This window comes from Blautia sp. AM47-4, assembly GCF_003479865.1.
GTDB lineage: Bacteria > Bacillota > Clostridia > Lachnospirales > Lachnospiraceae > Fusicatenibacter > Fusicatenibacter saccharivorans.
The window spans coordinates 151611-172999 of record NZ_QUHY01000002.1 but is presented as its reverse complement, the minus strand read 5'-3'; the positions used below and the strand labels follow the sequence as shown (position 1 = coordinate 172999).

The 21389-nt window shown below is 45.6% G+C and carries 11 protein-coding genes and 2 pseudogenes; all 13 read left to right on the top strand.

Annotated elements, in window-relative coordinates; genetic code table 11:
• The 13 genes and pseudogenes from DW965_RS19260 to DW965_RS20640 all read left to right on the top strand — a co-directional run bounded on the left by DW965_RS19260 (window position 1) and on the right by DW965_RS20640 (window position 21356).
• Entirely contained in the window at window positions 1-153 is a 153-nt protein-coding gene (locus DW965_RS19260) for a hypothetical protein (protein WP_004612794.1), read from the top strand.
• A 39-nt stretch (window positions 154-192) separates the two neighbouring features.
• Entirely contained in the window at window positions 193-720 is a 528-nt protein-coding gene (locus tag DW965_RS02205; RefSeq protein WP_118404149.1) for a PcfB family protein, read from the top strand.
• Window positions 717-2611: pseudogene (locus DW965_RS02200) on the top strand (VirD4-like conjugal transfer protein, CD1115 family). Before DW965_RS02205 ends, DW965_RS02200 begins: the two are co-directional and overlap by 4 nt.
• A 135-nt stretch (window positions 2612-2746) precedes the next feature.
• Window positions 2747-2962, top strand: coding sequence for a Maff2 family mobile element protein (locus DW965_RS02195; RefSeq protein ID WP_005338487.1), 216 nt, complete (start codon window positions 2747-2749; stop codon window positions 2960-2962).
• Window positions 2963-2985: 23 nt separating this feature from the next.
• A complete protein-coding gene (locus tag DW965_RS02190; RefSeq protein ID WP_004612759.1) occupies window positions 2986-3855 on the top strand; it encodes a VirB6/TrbL-like conjugal transfer protein, CD1112 family in 870 nt (289 codons plus the stop codon).
• Window positions 3856-3872: 17 nt separating this feature from the next.
• Window positions 3873-4247: a PrgI family protein gene (locus DW965_RS02185; RefSeq protein ID WP_005338480.1), complete on the top strand. Its 375-nt coding sequence runs from the start codon at window positions 3873-3875 to the stop codon at window positions 4245-4247.
• Window positions 4225-7039, top strand: a pseudogene (locus DW965_RS02180) (VirB4-like conjugal transfer ATPase, CD1110 family). Before DW965_RS02185 ends, DW965_RS02180 begins: the two are co-directional and overlap by 23 nt.
• A gap of 190 nt (window positions 7040-7229) precedes the next feature.
• Entirely contained in the window at window positions 7230-7445 is a 216-nt protein-coding gene (locus DW965_RS02175; RefSeq protein WP_243036265.1) for a hypothetical protein, read from the top strand.
• A gap of 37 nt (window positions 7446-7482) precedes the next feature.
• Entirely contained in the window at window positions 7483-9954 is a 2472-nt protein-coding gene (locus DW965_RS02170) for a C40 family peptidase (RefSeq protein WP_119197968.1), read from the top strand.
• 17 nt (window positions 9955-9971) lie between these two features.
• The gene (locus DW965_RS02165; RefSeq protein ID WP_117494612.1) at window positions 9972-10310 is read left to right on the top strand and encodes a DUF4315 family protein; all 339 of its coding nucleotides are present in this window, start codon (window positions 9972-9974) and stop codon (window positions 10308-10310) included.
• Window positions 10300-10983: a CD1107 family mobile element protein gene (locus DW965_RS02160; RefSeq protein WP_118404131.1), complete on the top strand. Its 684-nt coding sequence runs from the start codon at window positions 10300-10302 to the stop codon at window positions 10981-10983. The genes DW965_RS02165 and DW965_RS02160 overlap by 11 nt, the downstream gene beginning before the upstream one ends.
• An 89-nt stretch (window positions 10984-11072) precedes the next feature.
• Window positions 11073-13169: a DNA topoisomerase 3 gene (locus DW965_RS02155; protein ID WP_117494614.1), complete on the top strand. Its 2097-nt coding sequence runs from the start codon at window positions 11073-11075 to the stop codon at window positions 13167-13169.
• Window positions 13170-13187: 18 nt separating this feature from the next.
• Window positions 13188-21356, top strand: coding sequence for a DEAD/DEAH box helicase family protein (locus tag DW965_RS20640; protein WP_119197967.1), 8169 nt, complete (start codon window positions 13188-13190; stop codon window positions 21354-21356).
• Window positions 21357-21389 lie beyond the last annotated feature (33 nt).

Below are 21389 nucleotides of genomic sequence, written 5' to 3'. Positions count from 1 at the left end.
ATGACAAAAACAGTATTGATCGTTGCTGCAGCTGCAGTATTTCTGGTATATGGATTTGTCCTTTGGTGCTGTATCAAAGTGGGGGCGGAATCAGAAAAAGAATATATGAAACTGGCAGAAAAGAGAGGAAAGGAGCAGCAATGTGATAAATAAGGATAAGACAGCAGTGAGAGAAGAAAGGGCGTGGTGTGATTGCAGGATGAAGTGAATGAGAAAACAGTCTCACTTTGTATCCGCTGTGGCAAGGTCACTGCCAACCTGCTGAAATCTGCCATGGTAAAGGCTCTTGCAAAGATGGAGCAGGAGAAAAAGCAGCAGGGACAGAAAACGAACCAGAAACAGTCCCAGAAGGAAAAGGAGGATAAGACCTACAAGGGAAAACAGAGCCTTGATAAGCTGATGAAGCAGAATGTACAGCTGTCCAACATTGAGATCACAGATGGAAACATCAAGTCTTTTGAACAGGTAGCAAAGAAGTACAGCATTGATTTCAGTCTGAAAAAAGATGTGACTGCTGACCCGCCAAAATACTATGTGTTCTTTAAGGCAAGGGATGCCGATGTGATGACTGCCGCTTTTAAGGAATACACGGGCAAGTCTCTCAATAAGGACAAAAAACCATCCGTGAGGAAGAAGTTACAGCAGGCAATCACCAAATCGCTTGCAAAGCACAGAGAACTGGAGAAAACAAAAGGAAAGGAGAAGGAGCCGTCATTATGAGCAGATTACAGAAATTGCTTGGTGTAGGAAAAGGATACCTGGAGAGGTTACCGCCGGTGGATGTACATAAGCTGCTTCGGATTGTTCTGATGAATCTTCCGTATATCGTAATCTTTTATGTGGGAAATAAGCTGGCATGGTTATATCAATACTGTGTGGGTGATTCTATGATAGAAAGACTGATGGTACTGGTCTTAAATTTCCAGATGGCATTCAGCAGGATTCTTCCAAGTATGCATAAAAATGAATTGCTGGTTGGGATTACAGGAGCCGTGGCGGTGAAGCTCTTGGTCTATATGAAAGGGAAAAATGCCAAAAAGTTCCGGCAGGGAGTGGAGTATGGTTCGGCAAGATGGGGGACGGCAAAAGACATTGCACCCTTTATCGACCCGGTATTTGAGAACAATATCCTGCTGACTATGACGGAACGGCTGACCATGAATGGCAGACCAAAGAATCCGAAATTTGCGAGGAACAAGAACGTGATCGTGATTGGCGGATCTGGCTCAGGAAAGACACGTTTTTATGTAAAGCCCAACTTGATGCAGATGGGAAAATACATCAGTTATGTGGTCACGGATCCGAAAGGGACGATCATCATTGAGTGCGGAAAGATGCTGGTACGGCATGGATATAAAGTGAAAGTATTGAATACGATCAATTTTTCCAAGAGTATGCATTATAACCCCTTCCACTATATCCATTCAGAAAAGGATATTTTGAAACTGGTAAATACGATTATGGTAAACACAAAAGGGGAAGGCGAGAAGTCCAGTGAGGATTTCTGGACGAAAGCAGAGAGGCTTCTGTACTGTGCCCTGATCGGCTATATCTGGTATGAAGCACCGGAAGAAGAACAGAACTTTGCGACCCTGCTTGAGTTTATCAACGCTTCCGAAACAAGGGAAGATGATGAGACATTTAAAAATGCAGTAGATATGCTGTTTGAGGAACTGGAAAAGGAAGAACCGGAGCATTTTGCAGTACGTCAGTATAAGAAATATAAGCTGGCGGCAGGAAAGACAGCAAAGAGTATTTTGATTTCCTGTGGTGCAAGGCTTGCACCGTTCGACATTGCAGAGCTTCGTGAGATCATGAGCTATGATGAGATGGAACTGGATATGGTAGGTGACCAGAGGACAGCACTGTTTATTATCATTTCCGATACGGATGATACCTTTAACTTTGTTGTGGCGATGATGTACAGCCAGTTATTCAACCTGTTATGTGACAGGGCAGACGATGTACATCATGGCAGACTGCCATATCACGTCAGAATCCTCTGTGACGAGTTCGCAAATATCGGTCAGATCCAAAGTTTGACAAGCTGATCGCAACCATCCGTAGCAGGGAAATCTCTGCATCCATTATCCTCCAGTCGCAGTCCCAGTTAAAGACGATCTACAAAGATGCAGCTGAGACAATCCTAGGCAACTGCGATACGATGTTATTCCTTGGCGGTAAGGAAAGTTCGACCTTAAAGGAGATTTCCGAGACGCTGGGAAAAGAAACGATTGATTTATATAACACTTCGGACACCCGTGGACAGAGCCGTTCTTACGGGATGAACTATCAGAAAACAGGAAAGGAATTGATGAGCCGGGACGAACTTGCGGTCATGGATGGCAGCAAATGTATCTTGCAGCTTCGGGGTGTAAGACCATTTTTCAGTGACAAGTTCGATATTACCAGACACAAACGGTATAAGGAGCTGTCAGACTACGATAAGAAAAATGAGTTTGATGTGGAAGCGTATATGCGGCATCGGATGGAAGTGAAACTGACGAGGACACAGGAATTTGACCTGTATGAGTTTTCGGAAGAGAGTCTGGCAGAAGAATTAAATACAGAAAACAAGGAAGCAGAGCATGTGAAAGATTCAGACACATAGCTCTTTTTTCTTTACCCTTTTGGGAGGTGATGGATTTGAGAGATCATGAAAGGCCGCCCGTAAGGGCAGAGCCGGAAAAGACTTCTTAAAGATAGAAACCAGAGAAATACAGAGATTTGAAAGGAGACAACGAATATGGCGTTTTTTAATCAGGCAATCAATATTTTACAGACACTTGTGGTGGCGATTGGAGCCGGACTTGCAGTATGGGGTGTTATCAACCTGTTAGAAGGATATGGAAACGACAACCCAGGTGCAAAGTCCCAGGGGATCAAGCAGCTGATGGCAGGAGGCGGTGTCGTTCTGATCGGCACCCAGCTGGTACCGTTACTGTCCGGATTGTTCAGCTGAGAGAAGCAGGAGGGAGATGACTCATGGATCGGATATTTGAAGCGATTGAAGAATGGATGAGGAATCTTCTGACAGGCATGGTAAGTTCCAACCTGACAACAATGTATACCGATGTCAATGAAAAGACCGGTCAGATTGCTGCTCAGGTTGGGCAGACACCGCAGGGCTGGAATGGCAGCATTTACAGCATGATACAGAATCTTTCCGAGTCGGTCATTGTACCGATTGCCGGTATGATTATCACATTTGTACTTTGTTATGAGCTGATCTCCATGTTGACGGAAAAGAACAACATGCACGACATCGACACCTGGATGTTCTTTAAATACTTTTTCAAGATGTGGGTGGCAGTCTGGATTGTCAGCCATACCTTTACGATCACGATGGCGGTATTTGATGTCGGGCAGTCCGTAGTCAGCCGGGCAGCTGGGGTTATCAGTTCTGATACAGCGATCAATATAGATACGATGATTTCCACAATGGAGACAGCGATGGAATCTATGGAGATTGGTGAACTTGTCATACTGGCACTGGAAACGATGCTTGTAAGCCTGTGTATGAAGATTATCTCAGTCTTTATTACAGTGATTTTGTATGGACGTATGATTGAAATTTATCTCTATTCGTCCGTTGGAGCGATCCCGTTTGCAACCATGTCCAACCGGGAATGGGGGCAGATTGGGAACAACTATCTTCGTGGATTGTTTGCACTGGCATTCCAGGGATTTTTTATGATGGTCTGCGTGGGAATCTATGCGGTCCTGGTTGCAAACATCCAGATGTCAGATAACATACATTCTGCATTGTTCGGCGTGATGGCATACACGGTGATCCTGTGTTTCAGTCTGATGAAAACAGGAAACTTTGCCCGCAGTATCTTTAACGCCCATTAAGAAAGGAGGAACTGGCAATGGCATTTGTATCTGTGCCTAAAGACTTAACCAAGGTCAAGAATAAGATCATTTTCAACCTGACGAAACGGCAGCTGATCTGTTTTGGGATTGCGGCGGCAGTAGGGCTTCCGTTTTATTTCTTAAGCAGGGGAATCATTGGTTCCAGTAACGCAGCGACCGGGATGTGCCTTCTGATGCTTCCGGCATTTTTATTTGCCATGTATGAGAAAGATGGACTTCCGTTAGAAAAGGTCTTAAAAAATATGATCACCGTAAAATTTATCCGTCCTCCGGTACGCAAGTACCAGATGGAAAATATGTATGAGAAAAAATATACCGTGGTCAGAAAGAAGAAAGGGGGAACGAAGGGTGTTAAAAAGAAAAAACGATAGACAGCCGCAGAGCATGGAAGAATTGTATCCGGATGATTACTGGCTGGATGAGGAGGATGGAGAAGGAGAACTTCCAGTCCCCGAAATGAAAAGAAAACCAGTAAGCGGCAGGCTGCACGATGAGCCGATGGTGACAGGATATGAAGCACTGGAACGCCAAAGAGGTGTCCGCAGACCGAACCGGAAACTGACACGCAGGGAAAAGAAAGCCCTCAAAAGGGCACAGAAATATGAAGAAAAACTGCATAAGGAACATGAAAAAGCGGATAAGAAAAATGCAAAAAGGGAAGCAAAGCTGGCAGCCAGGGCAGAAAAGCAGGCAGTGCGTGACGCAAAGAAAAACGCAAAAAAGAAAAAGAGCAGACCTGCCGCAGCACCGCCGGGGCAGCGTCCGGCAGGAAAAGCGGTTTCCGGAACGAGAAGCAGCGGGACAGGAAAGAAAACACCGGATAGTGCCAGAGATAAGAGGATTACTGCACAGCAGTCGATTCCATACCATGAGATGGGAAGGGATGGTATCTGCCGGGTGCAGGACAAGTTTTATTCCAAGACGATCCGTTTTTATGACATCAACTATCAGCTGGCACAGAATGAAGATAAGAACGCCATCTTTGAAAACTGGTGTGATTTCCTGAATTACTTTGACAGCACGATTCATTTTCAACTGTCCTTTATCAACCAGCACAGCAACATGGCAGAGTATGAGAAGGTCATCCATATCAATCCGCAGGAGGATGAATTTGATGACCTGCGTATGGAGTTTGCCCAAATGCTCAATAACCAGCTGGCAAAAGGAAATAACGGCTGATGCGTACCAAATATATCACATTCGGGATTGAAGCGGAGAATATACGGGAAGCACGACCAAAACTGGAACGTATCGAGTCAGATATTCTGAATAACTTTAAGATTCTTGGGGTATCTGCCTATCCGCTGAATGGGGAGGAACGGTTACAGATCATGTATGAAACCTTTAACCAGGACAGCAAAGTTCCGTTCCATTTCTCTTATGACGATGTGCTTCGGACAGGGCTTAGCACCAAGGATTATGTCGCACCGACCAGTTTTGTTTTTAAAAATGGAAAAGATTTTGAGATGGGAGGTACGATGGGAGCTGTTTCCTATTTACAGATCTTGGCACCGGAACTTACCGACAAGATGCTGGCAGAGTTTCTGGAGATGGACAGTAACCTGATGGTGAATTTCCATATCCAGTCCATCGACCAGATGAAGGCGATTAAACTGGTAAAAAGCAAGGTGACGGATATTAACCGTATGAAGATTGAGGAACAGAAAAAAGCGGTCCGGGCAGGCTATGATATGGACATTATCCCATCGGACTTAAATACATACGGTGGGGAGGCAAAAAGGCTTCTGGAAGATCTGCAGTCCAGAAATGAGAGAATGTTCCTTGTGACAGCATTGTTCTTAAATACTGCACCGACCAAACAGGAACTGGAAAATGTGGTGTTCCAGACTGCCGGTATCGCACAGAAATATAACTGTGCATTGAAACGGCTGGATTACCAGCAGGAGCCGGGACTGATGAGCTGCCTGCCGCTTGCGGTGAATTTTGTACCGATCAAGCGGGCACTGACAACGACATCCACGGCAATCTTTGTCCCGTTTACCACACAGGAATTATTTATGGCTGGGGAATCTATTTATTATGGATTAAATGCCCTGTCCAATAACCTTATCATGGCAGACAGGAAGAAATTGAAGAACCCGAACGGGCTGATTCTTGGTACACCGGGTTCCGGTAAGTCGTTTGCGGCAAAACGAGAGATTGCAAACGCATTTATCGTGACGAAAGATGACATTATCGTCTGTGACCCGGAAGGTGAATATTATCCGTTAGTCCGGGCATTTCATGGACAGGTGATCCGTATTTCCCCGACCAGCCACGATTATATCAATCCGATGGATATTAACCTGGATTACGCTGACGATGATGACCCGCTTTCCTTAAAATCGGACTTCATCCTGTCCCTTTGTGAGCTGGTAGTTGGCGGAAAGAATGGACTGGAGCCGGTTGAAAAGACCGTCATCGACCGATGCGTAAGGCTGGTCTATCAGGATTTCCTTTCTGACTCGGTACCGGAAAAAATGCCTATTTTAGAGGATTTATATAATCTTCTCCGTAGTCAGAAAGAGCAGGAAGCACAGCGTCTGGCAACGGCACTTGAGATCTACGTCAATGGTTCCTTAAAAGTGTTTAACCATAGAACCAACGTGGAACTGAGTAACCGTATCGTATGTTTTGACATTAAGGATCTGGGAAAACAGCTGAAAAAACTGGGGATGCTGATCGTACAGGACCAGGTGTGGAACAGGGTAACGATCAACCGTTCTGCAAATAAGAGTACCAGATATTATATTGATGAGTTCCATCTGCTTTTAAAAGAGGAGCAGACGGCAGCATACAGTGTGGAGATCTGGAAGCGATTCCGTAAATGGGGTGGTATCCTACGGGTATCACACAGAATGTAAAAGATCTGTTAGCCAGCCGGGAGATTGAGAACATCTTTGAAAACTCTGACTTTATTCTGATGCTCAATCAGGCATCTGGTGACAGACAGATCCTTGCAAGGCAGCTCAACATTTCCCCACACCAGCTTTCTTATGTAACGAACAGCGGGGAAGGTGAGGGACTGGTCTTTTATGGCAGTACCATTATCCCGTTCAAGGATAAGTTTGATAATTCTCTGATGCTGTATGCCCTGATGACTTCTAAGCCGGATGAGGTGGAAAAGCGTAAGAAACTTGGTATCGGGGAACGGGACGATTAAAGAAATAAACGAAACAAAATAAAACAGAGTAGAGGATGAGCCGGAGGAATACTTCCGGCAATTTTTCTGCCCGGAAATCATGGAGGATTACAAGATGAAAGATTACAGAAACATGGAGAGATGTAGCGGTGAACCTTGCTGCATATTTGCAGAAAGAATCTGTGCAGACAATGAAAAGGAGATTTTGAAAATGGAAAAGGACACAAAGGAAAAAGTAACGGCTGATGAAATGATGGATGATCTTATTTATCTGGCGGAACTGATTGATTTCATGGGAATTACATCTTGTCTGGCTGTAAGGGGAACTTTAAGTGAGCGAATGACAGACAAGCTGACGGATTCAATTGCAGGGATGGCAGATGAAGTGTTGGAGAAATGGGAGGACTATCAGGATAAGACAGAGTAACTGGGACAAAGCAGTACAGTAAAGGGGATGGTCAAAGTTGCAGGAGCATGAGTATAAGGCGAGAGATAAAACCGTCCAGAAGATGAGCCGGGATGGTCTGCGGGAAGAAAACCTCCGGAACAAGGAAGAAAAAAGGATCACCGGACGGGATACAGATACCGAGATTTCCCGCAGTGAAAAGAAAGAAGAACTGGATTTCAGTAAACGCAGACAGGAACGGCTGAAAGAAGAACGGGAAATGGAGCAGCCGGAGCAGAGTTCCAGAAAACCCAGATATAGCAGGGAACATGTATCCGACCAGAATATAAAACCAGATATGGATGAAGAGGTAGAACCAGAGGGAGATGTTTCTGTTGAAAATGGGGAAAATCCAAAATCTGCCTTTCGTACAGAGAGTATCCGTGGACAGCCAAGAGGGGAACGGGCATATCTGGAGACAGTTGCAGACAGCCGGGACCTTCGGAAGAAAAAGATGGTCAGGGATTATGCTGCAAAGGAAAGGCGGAAGGAAAAGAAGGCTTCCAGAGAAGAAAAAGCAGCCAAGAGAGAATCTGCCCGTTACCGGGAAACTTCCGAAGTGATGGAAGATTCCCTGGATGAGTTCCACGAGGAGATCAAAGGCAAGTCCAAAAGGGAACGGGTGCTGAAGGAACAGCGGAAAAAAGTTTCCCGCTTGTCTTTTGGTGATGAGGATGACGGCATGGTACATGGTGCCGGGATTGGTATCCGGAATCCGGCATCGGCAGTCAAAGATGCGGCAGTTACGGCAGCACACTGGAAAACGCACGAAGAAGAGGATGAAAATGCGGCAGTGGAAGGGGCACACCGGGCAGAGCTTGCCGGGGAAAGCCTTGTAAGGAAATCCATCTATATGCGGGAACGGCTGAAAGGGCGGAGAGAAGAATCCCGGAGATTAAAAGAAAGCGTTCTGGATGAAGCAGAAAGGAGCCGGCTGGTATTTGAGACTGCCTATGGAAATGAAGCGAAGGACACAGTGAAAATAGAAGCAGAGAAGAAAAAGAAATCTGCCCTGCAGAAACTCTTTCAGAAGAAGCGTTACCAGAAGCAGTATCAGGCAGCCAGACAGAGTAAAAAAGTAAAGGATGCAGCAATCACTTCCGCACAGAAGTTTACGGAAAAAGCGAAAGATGCGGTCAAGATGGTGGCGGCACAGAACCGGGGGATTTTTGCCACGGTAGCTGTTTTTGCCCTGATCTTTGTACTGATCGCAGCCAGCTTTACCAGCTGTACGGCATCTTTGCAGGGAGCTTCTTCAGCAATCATCTCTACCAGCTATTCCAGTACGGATGAAGATATTTATGCCGCTGAAAATGCGTACCGTGCTTTGGAAGAAGCACTGAATACACAGATTAACCAGATGGAATCCACCCATCCGGATTATGATGAATACCGGTACCAGATTGATGAGATCGGTCATAACCCGTATCAGCTGATCTCTTATCTTACGGTAAAATACGGCGGCTTCACTTACGATGAAGTGGCAGAGGAGATTAAGGAGATCTTCCGACAGCAGTATGGGATCACCACAGACTCTACCAGAGAGACAGTTACGGAAACCAAGACTGTACGGGTAGGGGAATCCTTGGGACAGGTTGTGACGAGTGGGTACTGTAACTGCACAATCTGCTGTGGTCAGTGGAGTGGCGGACCGACAGCCAGTGGTGCAATGCCGACAGCAAACCATACGATTGCCGTGGATGCAGCGAACCCATTTGTGCCGATCGGAACCCATGTAGTCATGAACGGTGTGGAATATGTAGTAGAAGATACCGGAGCGTTCGCAAGATATGGGGTACAGTTTGATGTTTACTATGACAATCATGCGGCGGCATCCGCACATGGACACCAGACATGGGAAGCCTACATAGCAGACAGTAATGGAAGCCAGGAAGTGCAGGTCACGACCACAAGAGAAGTGAACCGTCTGGATGTGACGATGACGAACCACAGCCTGGATGCCGTGTTAAGGAGCCGTATGACAGAGGAAGAACAGGAACGTTACGATGCGTATAACAAATATTATGGCAACCGTGATTACCTGTTTGATCTAAACAGCATACCCACCGGAAGCAGTGGATTTGGTTATGACATACCGGCAGATGCTTTATCTGATCCACAGTTTGCAAAAATGATACAGGAAGCAGAAAAATATCTGGGTGTCCCATATGTATGGGGCGGTTATTCCCCAAGTGGTTTTGACTGTTCCGGCTTTGTGAGCTGGGTTATCAATAACTGTGGAAATGGATGGAATGTCGGAAGATGTACTGCCGATGAGCTGCGGTTACACTGTTCGCAGGTATCTCCATCGGAGGCAAAACCGGGAGATCTGATCTTCTTCCAGGGAACCTATGATACAGCGGGAGCAAGCCATGTGGGAATCTATGTCGGCAATAACATGATGATTCACTGTGGCAAGCCTGTCCAGTATACCAGCATTGCAAGTGCTTACTGGCAGGAACATTTTATGGCGTTTGGTCGTCTGCATTAAAGGAGGTGACAGGGCAGATGAACATGAAATTAAAAAAACTTCTGAATGATATTCAGAAAACGGAGGATAAGATTGCTGAATTACAGGAACACCTGAAGCGGCAGAATACATTGAGACAGCAGATGGAAGATATAGAGATCATTAAGTCGTTCCGTTCCATGAAGCTGGACAGCCGCAGCCTGCTTGTCCTGCTTGACGGGATTCAGAAAGGAACCGTTACGATCCAGATGGATGAGGACGGTGGTATCACGGTGGAGGATGCAAAAGCTCCGCAGAAAAAGGAAAACAACGCAGAAGTTCACAGACCACCTGTTGGTCAGATGACAGAAAGAGAGGTTTTAGACGATGAGGAATAAAGTGGTAAAGAAACTGCTTATGATTGCCATGGCAGTCACCATGATCTCCGGGACATCCATTGCTACGGTTTATGCAAATGCAAACCCATCGGCAGAGGAGACAACGACACAGGTAGTAGAAGAAACGGCAACAGAATCAACAGAAGATACGGAGAAGAAAGAGGATACCGGAAGGGTCACCGGGGAAGGGGATAATTCTGCTTTTTCTACTCCGGGAAATGCCCAGCTGGTGGATGATAAGGAAAATGATGATACGAAACAGTTCCTTACCATCCAGACCAAGAAGGGAAATACATTTTACATGGTCATTGACCGTTCCAGCAATACAGAAAATGTATATATGATGTCCCTGGTCGATGAGAATGACCTGGCAGAATTTCTGGATGAGACAGAAAAGAGCAAAGAAACCGAAGAATCAACCGTAGTGATCCCGGAAACCACACCGGAAACTACCCCGGTAGCAGAGGAGGAAACCGAAGTGAAGAAAGAAGAAAAGACAGGAATGAATGTAAAAGGACTTGGAGCAATCGTATTTGCAGCGATTCTTGGAGTGGCAGGTATCGCCGTTTATAAAAAGCATGGACGTGGCAAAGAGGAGGACTATGTAAGCGAACAGCTGGAGTTCTCTGACGGACCGTATGTAAATGAAGAAGAGGATGAGGAAGAAGAATAAACTTCCATCTCCAAAGAAGCAACCAAAATAAGGACAGGGGCAGCCAGAGCAGTTTGGCTGCCCTTTTTCAGAAAGGACAAAAAAAGCGTATGTCAAAATTTTTAGTGATCGCAGAGAAACCAAGTGTGGCACAGAGTTATGCCAAAAATCTGTCAGCTTATAAAAAAAAGGACGGATATTTAGAAGGGGAGAGCTGTATTGTCAGCTGGTGCCTTGGGCATCTGGCAGAGTATGCACAGCCGGAGGAATATGACCCGAAATATGAGAAATGGCAGTTTGATGACCTTCCGATTCTCCCGCAGGTCTGGAAGTTGAAAGTTTCCAGAGATAAGAAGAAACAGTTTGATGTGTTAAAAAGCCTGATGAACCGGGCAGATGTGGACTATCTGGTAAATGGCTGTGATGCAGGAAGAGAAGGGGAACTGATCTTCCAGAGAGTGTATGACCTTGCCGGATGCAGGAAACCGGTGAAGCGTTTATGGATCAGTTCCATGGAAGATACGGCAATCCGGACAGGTTTTCAGACAATGAAAGGAGCAGAGGAATACCGGAATATCTGCATGGCTGCGGTATGCAGGGCACAGGCAGACTGGCTGATCGGAATGAACGGAACCAGGGCATATACGACCTGTTATTTTAAACGTCTGGTTGTGGGCAGGGTGCAGACGCCAACGCTTGCCATGCTTGCGGAACGTCAGGATAAGATTGAGCATTTTCAGAAAGAAGCCTTTTATAAAGTAGTACTGACAGACGGAAGGCTTACGGTAGTTTCTGAAAATATTGCAAATGAGGAAGCAGCCGATCTCCTTGCTTCCTTATGTATGGATTCGGAAGCAGTGATTACACAGGTAAAGAGGGAACAAAAGAAAGCGTTTCCTCCCAAACTTTATGATCTGACCAGTCTGCAAAGGGAAGCAAACCGTTACTTTGGCTATACGGCAAAGAAAACACTGGATATGCTGCAGGAATTATATGAAGAAAAGCTGGTCACTTATCCAAGAACGGACAGCCAGTTCGTGACGGAGGATATGAGGGATACCGTAGAGGAACTGGTAGGGAAAATGCCAGTCTTACTTCCGTTCTTGGATTATGGACAGCTGGGACATAACATCACCAGAGTGATTAACAATGCAAAAGTATCCGACCATCATGCGATTCTTCCAACAAAAGAAGCCGTAGAAAAAGGAATCTCTGATCTGACGGCGGACAAAAAGAACCTGATGATGCTGGTCTGCCAGCAGCTGGTGCAGGCAACAGGGGAAGAGTATCAGTATGAGCAGACGGATATTACGGTCAAATGTCAGGGACATGATTTTACCGCCAGAGGAAAAGTGCCGGTGCAGATGGGATTTAAAGCGGCGGGGAATGCCTTTAAGAACCAGTGCGTGAAAGCCAAGCCGGAAGAAGAAACGGAAAAAGAAACTTCCATTCCATATGGATATGAAGAAGGAATGACGCTTTCTCCGGTAAAGGCAGAAAAGACAGTGCATTTTACTTCCCCGCCAAAACCATTCAATGAAGATACCCTCCTTGCCGCTATGGAAACCGCAGGGAATAAAGACTTTGATTCGGAGACAGAGAAGAAAGGACTGGGGACTCCGGCAACCAGGGCAGGTATCATTGAAAAACTGGTTTCTTCCGGCTATGCAGTCAGAAAAGGAAAGAAGATCTTGCCAAGCACAGAGGGCAGGGAACTGGTGAATGTCATGCCGGCTTATCTGAAATCTGCCGCAATGACTGCCGAATGGGAAAATCAGCTTTTAATGATGGAAAAAGGGCAGATCACCGATACACAGTTTATGGGTGAGATCACTTCTTTAGTCGGTAAGATTCTTTCTGTGTGCAGGGAAATACCGGAAACGGAAAGGAGAAGGTTCCAGAAAGCAAGGGAAGTGATCGGTAAGTGTCCGGTCTGCGGCTCTGATGTCTACGAAGGAAAGCAGAATTTTTACTGCTCCAACAGGCAGTGTGATTTTGCCCTTTGGAAAGAAAACCGTTTCTTAGGAAGCATGGAGAAAACACTGGATAAAAAGATGGCAGTGGAGCTTCTTGATAAAGCCTGCACCCATGTAAAAGGGCTGTATTCCAGAAAAAAAGATATAAAGTTTGACGCAGATCTTTTACTGACACTGGAGGACGGAAAGCCAAGGTTCCATCTGGAATTTCCAAAGAAGAAAAAGAAATAAGGCAAGGAGGTAGGCAGTATGTCGAAATTACAGGACATCCGGGAACTGGCACAGGAACATGCGACATTGGTGAGCAGTTCGCCAAGGGACTGGATGGGTTATATGGATACCGCAGCGAGACTATACCGGTATCCTTTTACAGACCAGTTACTGATCCACGCACAGCATCCACAGGCAACCGCCTGTGCGTCCCTGGAACTGTGGAATGAGAAAATGTTCCGCTGGGTAAACCGGGGAGCTAGGGGAATCGCCCTGCTTGACGAGAATGGTCATAATACCAGACTCCGGTATGTGTTTGATATTTCAGATACGCACATGGTGGCAGGCGGAAGAAGCCCTTACCTGTGGCAGATGCAGGAACATCAGCAGGAAGAGATCCTTACCCATCTGGCAGAAGCGTATGGTCTGGAAGAAAAAGATACAGGGACTTTATCGGATGCGTTGATGGCGGTTGCAAGGGAAATGGTCGCAGACAGTCTGGAAGAATATCTGGACGGCTTGGAATATGCAGCGGAAGGAACGTATCTGGAAGATCTGGATGAAGTTACGATCCGCAGTGATTTCCGCCAGCTTGCAACGGACAGTGTATATTACATGCTTTGCAGACGGTGTGGTCTGGAACCGATGGAGCTTCTGGAAGAAGAGGATTTTATGCATATTACCGATTATAACCGGCTGTCTGTACTGACCTTTCTTGGAAATGCAGCAAGCCAGATCAGTGAGAGTGTTCTGATTGACATTGGAAGGACGGTACATAAAATTTCTCTGGAAGAAGCCAGAAAAGAGGTTGAAATTTCCAGTGAAAGGAATTATAATAACTTTAACACGTTAATACGTGAAAATAAAAATCAGGACGTAGAAAACAACAAAGAAGAAAATATCGAGAATGAAGGAGGAACCGACTATGGAACTGACATATCATCGCAAGGGGGATTACCTGTTTCCGAACCTGACCGTAGAGGAGGAAGAAGTGACAATAGGGAAATACGGGATGCTTCGGAGGACATTCCTGAAGGAACACAAGAACAGCCTGTATCAGAGCCTGTTCCTGACAGGAAAGCTGAACAGCCATCTGGCAGAGATCGAGAAGGCAGCACAGGAGAGGATGGACAGCCAGATGGAGAAACTGCTGAAGAACCATCCGGCACCGGACAAGGAAGCAGACCCGGTGGCCTGGACAGCACATATGAACGCACTGATGGCAACAGCGGAAGAGAGCATCTTGACGGAATTGGTATACAGCTAGTTGAAGATACAAGAGAAGATGGACTGAGCAAAGCAGAGGAAGAAATTGCCTCTGCTTTATCTTTGCCCGAATATCCTACAGCAAATGAACAGAAAAGGCAGATTGGTGAAAGAGTAGCTGCTTTATATGCCGGGGAGATTCCTATTCCGGAAAGTGTTGTGGATGATATTTTACGGACGGGAGGAAACCGGACAGGAAGCCAGCTGCGTATCATCTATAACTTTATGAGTGAACAGTCACCGGGAGAATACACGGAGTTTGTAAAGCGTGAGTATGGAAAAGGCGGCAAAGGTTTTCAGATGGATGGAAGGGAGTATTCCGTCTGGTTTGATGAAACTGGGATGCAGATCGCAGTCGGGCATACGGTGGCAGACCAGATTTTGGATAAAGCCTTTTTATCCTGGAAAGATGTCAGCAGACGTATCCATCAACTTTTAAATCAGGGAGAATATGCCCCGCAGTCTGTATTGGATGTGGCAAGGGACAACGCATTGAAGGAACACGCACAGGCACTTGCTTATATGAAAGGGGATATGGCAGAAGGTGTGGCAGAGATTGTCTTTGATGAAGCAGATCTGCCGCATCTTCGTAGTATTTATCCGGAAATCACGGATTATCTTACTGAAAAACTGCAAGATTCAGGGTGGCTTTCGGATTTGAATGAAAGACTGGAAGCACTGGCAGAAGCCTATGAGACGGACAACTCTCTTATGCGTTTCCATCATTATAATCCGGTCAATATCTCCAGACAGTTCCAGAAGTTTGCAGATGAAGTGATCCCATACCAGGCAAGAGAGGGATTTGCATGGAAAGAACAGCAGATGTTCATTACACAAGACGAGATCGACGCATTTCTTGTCAGAGGTGGGGCGTATTCCGAAGGCAGACTCAGGACATATTCCTTTTATTTGCTGCATGAGGATGAAAGAGCGAGGACAGGTTTTATCAAGGAACAGTATGGGATCGGTGGAAGCAGTCATGCACTGTCTGGTGCGGATGATTCACACGCAAATTATGATGGAAAAGGATTGTTTCTTGCAAGAGGTGCTTATGGAAATCCATATACGTCAGTTTTATTATCTTGGAATAAAGTTGCAAATAGAGTAGCTTATCTGATAAAGAATGACCAGTTCCTGCAGGCAGAAGATTATGCTCGTATGCCGGAATATGAACGGGAACAGATGGCGAACAAGGTACTACGCTTTTATGACCGTCTTCCGGAAGAGATAGACAGACCATTTACGGATGATTTCTTCTGGGAAAAACCAGGAAAAGAAATGGTGGCAGTTTTAGAGAATCCAGAGCAGACAGAAGAACTGTTGCAGAAGATGGATGCAGCATTGGCAGTTCTGCCATTAGATTTTGAGGCATATGGGACAAACTACCAACAGAAAACAGAACTTCTTTCAGAACTTCACCGGTATGCAGAAGGAACCTATACGATTTTCCCGACACCGGAAGCAGAACCGTCTTTTGCGGAACCATCCGGGCACCAGATGACCATGTTTGATTTCTTGGATACGAAGGCAGTGACAGAACCGACCGTAGTAGACATGTCAGATGTGGAGGAAATAGAAGAGGAAGAGGTTACTGCCAAAGAAGATATTCCGGAAAATCAGGAACAGGAAATAACAGAAACTTCTGAGGGACAGGAACAAAAGGAATCAGAAGAAGAGATAACGGTTAAAACAGCAGAAGAACTGGCGGAGTCCTGGGATGAAGGTGTTTTTGAGTATCAGGGGTATCATTTTGAAGCAGTAGGGGTATTGCCGGAAGGAATAGAAGGAAAAGATCTGGTTGCACAGACTCGTTCCAATACAGAACTGCATTTATCGACCTACCATACAGAAGATTTCCCAAAGTATTCTTATGATGATTTTTATGCAGTCAGCAATGCACCAACTGCCGATGTGTTTCGGTGTCTGGAAACCGGACGCAATTATATTCCCGGAGAAAATGAACTGTTTGGATATGAGGGAGAATTTCAACCATATTTAAAACCGGAAGTAGAAGAGATTGTAACAGAACCGCATAACTTTCGGATTCAGGATAATGACCTTGGAGCAGGTGGTCCGAAAGCAAAGTATAAAGCAAATATGGAAGCCATCCATTTATTGCAGACTCTGGAGCAGGAAGAACGTCTGGCAACACCCGAAGAACAGGAAATTTTATCCCGTTATGTTGGCTGGGGTGGCATCCCGCAGGCATTTGAAGAGAATAACAGTAGTTGGACAAATGAGTATCTGGAGTTAAAGAATACCTTATCACCGGAAGAATACAGTGCAGCAAGAGCATCGACCTTAAATGCTTTTTATACATCACCGACCGTGATCCGAAGCATGTATGAAGCACTGGAAAATATGGGACTGAAACAGGGAAATATTCTGGAACCGTCCTGTGGTGTTGGTAACTTTATGGGACTGATCCCGGAGAGTATGAACAAGGCAAAGATGTATGGTGTGGAGCTTGACCCGGTTTCCGGCAGGATTGCAAGGCAGCTTTACCAGAAAAATAAGATTGCCATACAGGGATTTGAGGAAACAGATTACCCGGACAGCTTTTTTGACTGCGTGATAGGGAATGTACCATTTGGAGCATATCAGGTCAGTGACCGCAGATATGACCGCCACCATTTTCTGATCCATGATTATTTTATTGCAAAATCCCTTGATCTGATCCGTCCGGGCGGTGTAGTGGCTGTGGTAACTTCCAGTGGAACGATGGATAAGCAGAACCCGGCAGTGAGACAGTATATCGCAAACCGGGCAGAACTGCTTGGAGCCATCCGATTACCGAATAATGCGTTCCAGAGAAATGCCAATACCAGCGTTGTTTCTGATATTTTGTTTTTCCAGAAAAGGGACAGGGCATCCATTGAGGAACCGGAATGGTTAAATCTAAAGGAAACACCGGAAGGCTATTCGATCAATGCTTATTTTGCAGAGCATCCGGAAATGGTACTTGGTGAATTTACCACAGAAAGCACCCAGTATGGAAAACAGGAAGTGACTGTAAAACCAAAAGAAGGCATTACCTTAGAAGAACAGTTAAAAGAAGCAATTAGGAATATCCATGGCACGATCACGGAACTGGAACTTTCGGATACAGAGTTAAAAGAGGATGTTGTCTCTATCCCGGCAGACCCGGATGTAAAGAATTTCAGCTTTACAGTGGTCAACGAGGAAGTGTATTACCGGGAAAACTCTGTGATGAACCGGATGGAACTTCCGGCGGCAACGACCGAGCGTGTAAAAGGTATGGTAAAGATCCGTGATGCAACGAATGCCCTTATCCAGTGTCAGATGACCGAGGGAAGTGATGAGCAGATCACACAGCTTCAGGGGAAACTCAATGAAGAATACGATACGTTTACCGCAAAATATGGTCTGCTCAGCAGTAATGCCAATAAAAGGGCATTTAGCCAGGACAGTAGCTATTGTCTTTTAACATCCCTGGAATTTCTGGATGATAAAGGAGAACTGAAACGGAAAGCGGATATTTTTACCAAAAGGACAATCCGCAGGGCAGAAACGGTAACTTCTGTAGATACTGCCAGTGAAGCATTTGCGGTTTCTATCGGTGAGAGGGCAGGCGTTGACCTTTCCTATATGGCACAGCTTTCCGGGAAAACAGAAGAGGAGCTTACCGAAGAACTGGCAGGGATAATCTTTAAGAACCCGATCAGTGAAAAATGGGAGCCATCGGACGAATATCTTTCTGGAAATGTGAGGGAGAAACTGCAGATCGCCAAACAGTTTGCAGAAGATCACCCGGAATATCAGGTGAACGTGCAGTATTTGGAGCAGGTACAGCCAAAAGATCTGGATGCATCAGAGATTGAGGCAAGACTTGGGGCAACCTGGATCTCCGAGGATTACATTACACGGTTTATGGCAGAGACATTCCATACACCAAGATATTATGTAGGGAGCAAGGTCAAAGTCCAGTATGCCGAAGTGACCGGACAGTGGAATGTTATGGGAAAAAATGTGGACAGCTACGGAAATGCTCTTGTTACTTCCACATACGGAACACAGAGAGCCAATGCCTACCGCCTTTTGGAAGATGCCTTAAATCTTAGAGATACCAAGATTTATGACACGGTACAGGATACCGAGGGAGAACACCGGGAATTAAACCGGAAGGAAACGATGCTGGCACAGCAGAAGCAGGAACTGATCAAAGAGGAATTTAAGGAGTGGATATTTAAAGACCTGCACCGACGGGAAGATCTCTGTAAGATCTATAATGAACGATTTAACAGCATCCGTCCACGGGAATATGATGGAAGCCATATTCAGTTTGTTGGCATGAATCCGGAGATTACTCTGATGCCGCATCAGAAAAACGCAGTGGCTCATGTGCTGTATGGAAATAATACGTTACTGGCTCATTGCGTAGGAGCTGGAAAGACATTCCAGATGATTGCAGCCGGTATGGAATCAAAACGGCTGGGACTCTCACAGAAAAATCTTTATGTTGTGCCAAACCATCTGACCGAGCAGTGGGGCAGTGATTTCCTACGTCTCTATCCGGGAGCAAATATCCTGGTGGCAACAAAGAAGGACTTTGAGCCGGCAAACCGAAAACGTTTCTGTTCCCGTATTGCGACAGGAGATTATGATGCCGTGATCATTGGACATACACAGTTTGAGAAAATCCCCCTTTCAAGGGAACGGCAGATTGCCATGCTGGAAGATCAGATCGCAGATATTACGTTTTCCATTGAAGAAGCGGCACATCAGGCAGGACAGAATTATACCATCAAGCAGTTGGAAAAAACAAAGAAGAGTCTGCAGGCGAGGATGAAGAAACTCAATGACCAGACCAGAAAGGATGATGTAGTAACCTTTGAGCAGTTAGGCGTAGACCGGCTGTTTGTGGATGAAAGCCATTCATTTAAAAATCTTTTCTTATATACAAAGATGAGAAATGTGGCGGGTATCTCACAGACGGATGCACAGAAAAGTTCGGATATGTTTATGAAATGCCGTTACATGGATGAACTGACAGGCGGCAGAGGTATCACCTTTGCTACAGGTACTCCTGTATCGAACAGTATGACTGAGCTTTACACTATCATGCGTTATCTCCAGTATGACACACTCATGCGTATGGGTATGGGACACTTTGATTCCTGGGCGGCAACGTTCGGGGAGACAGTAACCGCAATCGAATTATCACCGGAAGGAACGGGCTATCGTGCGAAAACACGATTTGCCCGTTTTTTCAATCTTCCGGAGCTGATCTCTATTTTTAAGGAAGCTGCGGATATTCAGACTTCGGATATGCTGAATCTTCCTGTACCGGAAGCAGAGTTTATCAATGAGGTCTTGAAGCCAAGTGAAGAACAGCAGGAAATGGTCAGTGCTTTTTCAGAACGTGCCGAAAGTGTAAGAGGCGGTCTTGTGAATCCGACAGAGGATAACATGCTCAAGATTACCAATGATGGAAGAAAATGTGCATTGGATCAGAGGTTATTAAATGAACTTCTTCCGGATGCGGAAAAAAGCAAGGTCAATACCTGTGTGGAAAATGCTTTTCAGGTATGGGAAGAAGGAAAAGCAGACCGGACAACCCAGCTGATCTTCTGCGACCTGTCCACACCCAAAGGAGATGGGACTTTCAACGTATATGATGATGTACGGAACAAACTGACAGAAAAAGGAATCCCGAAAGAAGAGATTGCTTTTATCCATGAATACAACACGGAGGCAAAGAAAGCGGAGCTGTTTGCAAAGGTGCGGGCCGGACAGGTGAGAATCCTTATGGGTTCAACTCCAAAACTCGGTGCTGGTACCAACGTACAGGACAGACTGATTGCTCTCCATCACCTTGACTGTCCATGGAAGCCGTCTGATCTGGAACAGCAGGAAGGACGTATTTTAAGACAGGGAAACCAGAATGACAAAGTAAAGATATTCCGGTATGTGACGGAAAATACTTTTGATGCGTATATGTGGCAGATTTTGGAGAATAAGCAGAAGTTCATCAGCCAGATCATGACCAGTAAATCCCCGGTCAGGGCTTGTGAAGATGTGGATGATACGGCACTGTCCTATGCAGAGATCAAGGCACTTGCCACAGGTAATCCGTACATTAAAGAAAAAATGGATCTGGATGTGCAGGTGAGTAAGCTGAAACTCTTAAAGGCAAACCATACCAGTCAGATTTACCGTCTGGAATCCGATATTGCAAAGAATTTCCCGGTACAGATCAGTGCATTGAAAGAGCGGATTGCCGGGATGCAGATAGATTCCCAGGTAGTAAAAAGCGTGGATTTACAGGATAATGACACGTTTGCCATGACAGTAGGAAATGTCCTTTATGAAGATAAGAAAGAAGCAGGCGAGGCATTGATCGCTGCCTGTGCAGGACTAAAAACCGTCAGCACCGGTGGAAAGGTCGGGGAATATCATGGGTTTACGTTATCTGCTTCCTACAATATGTTCTCCAATGCATTTGAACTGACGGTCAAAGGGAAATGTTCTTATAAGCTGGAAATCGGAAAAGACCCGGTAGGAAATATGCAGCGTATCCATAACACCCTTTCTTCCATTGACAGGAAGCTGACGGAAAGTGAGCAGAAATTGGAAACCGTACAACAGCAGCTTGCGACAGCACAGGAAGAGGTAAAGAAACCATTCCCGAAAGAAGCAGAGCTGAATGAAAAGATGGAACGGTTATCTGAGTTAAATGCGTTGCTGAACATGGATGAAAAGGGCAATGAGACGATTATGGCAGATGAGGATATTGGCAGAGAAGAAAGTAGCACAGATAGCAGGGATGCTGTAGAAGAAAAAGAACTTCCGGAAACAGCAGACAGAATCCATAAGCCATCTATTCTGGAACGCTTAAAGCAGGAGAAGGCACAGCAGAATACAGCGGAACAGCCATCTGTACAGAAAACTGCAAAGAAAAAACACGAACAGGAATTATAAAAGATTTCCCGTCAGAGTTTTCTCTGGCGGGGA